The sequence below is a fragment of the Mesorhizobium sp. M2C.T.Ca.TU.002.02.1.1 genome (assembly GCF_003997225.1).
Window position 1 is genome coordinate 1 of record NZ_RZTO01001330.1, and the last position, 923, is coordinate 923.

Annotated in this window: 1 protein-coding gene and 1 pseudogene; one reads left to right on the forward strand and one right to left on the reverse strand. The window is 67.9% G+C overall.

From position 1 onward, the window contains the following. Window positions 1–429, forward strand: a pseudogene (locus EOD07_RS35895) (MFS transporter); the annotation flags it as partial. A gap of 10 nt (window positions 430–439) precedes the next feature. Here the strand turns inward: EOD07_RS35895 and EOD07_RS35900 are convergent. After that, window positions 440–923: response regulator transcription factor (locus tag EOD07_RS35900; protein WP_164772925.1), on the reverse strand; the 484-nt coding region annotated here is incomplete at its 5' end.

The window sequence follows — 923 nt, forward strand, 5'->3', positions numbered from 1 at the left end:
CTGCCGGGCAGTCTGATCGCTGGCGCCGGCCTCGGCATCACCAACACGCCGGTCACCAACACGAGCACCGGCTCGCTTTCGCGCAACCGTGCCGGGATGGCGTCCGGCATCGACATGAGCGCGCGCATGATCTCGCTTGCCGTGAACATCGCGGTGATGGGCTTCATCCTGGCGAGCGGTGTGCTCGCGCATCTCATCGCCGCGCTGCCCGATCTCGATGGTGCAAGGCTCTACCAGCTCGCCGAGGCGATCGCGGCCGGCAATCCGGCGCCGGGGCTACCGGACAAAGTCGCGCATGACGCGCTGGCGAACGGCTTTGGCTGGGTGATGCTTTATGGCGGCATCGGCGTATGGATCATGGCGGCGATCGGCTTTGCCGTCTTCAAGGCGCGACCGGCGCGGCAGGAGGCGGCTCAGCGCCTGGACTGAACCGGAGCGATCAGCCCACCGGCTGCAGCGGGTCATTGCCGATCTTGGAGAGCTGGATGACCGCCTGGGTGCGGCTGTCGACGCCGAGCTTCTGCAGGATGGCCGAGACATGCGCCTTGATGGTGGCCTCGGACACGCCGAGCTCATAGGCGATCTGCTTGTTGAGCAGGCCCTCCGCCAGCATGCCGAGCACCCGCGTCTGCTGCGGCGTCAGCGCCTGCAGGCGCTTGATCAGATCGGAGATCTCCGGGTCGCGCTCGACGCCGAGCTCGATGCCGGCGGGAGCCGCGATATCGCCGGCAAGCACCGCTTGCACGGCGGCGCGGATGTCTTCCATGCTGGCCGATTTGGAGATGAAGCCGGAAGCGCCGAGATCGAGCGCGCGGCGGATGGTGACGGGATCGTCATGTGCCGAGACCACCACAAGCGGCACCGCCGGATGGATGCCGCGCAGCGCAATCAGGCCGGAGAGCCCGCTGGCGCCCGGCATCGAC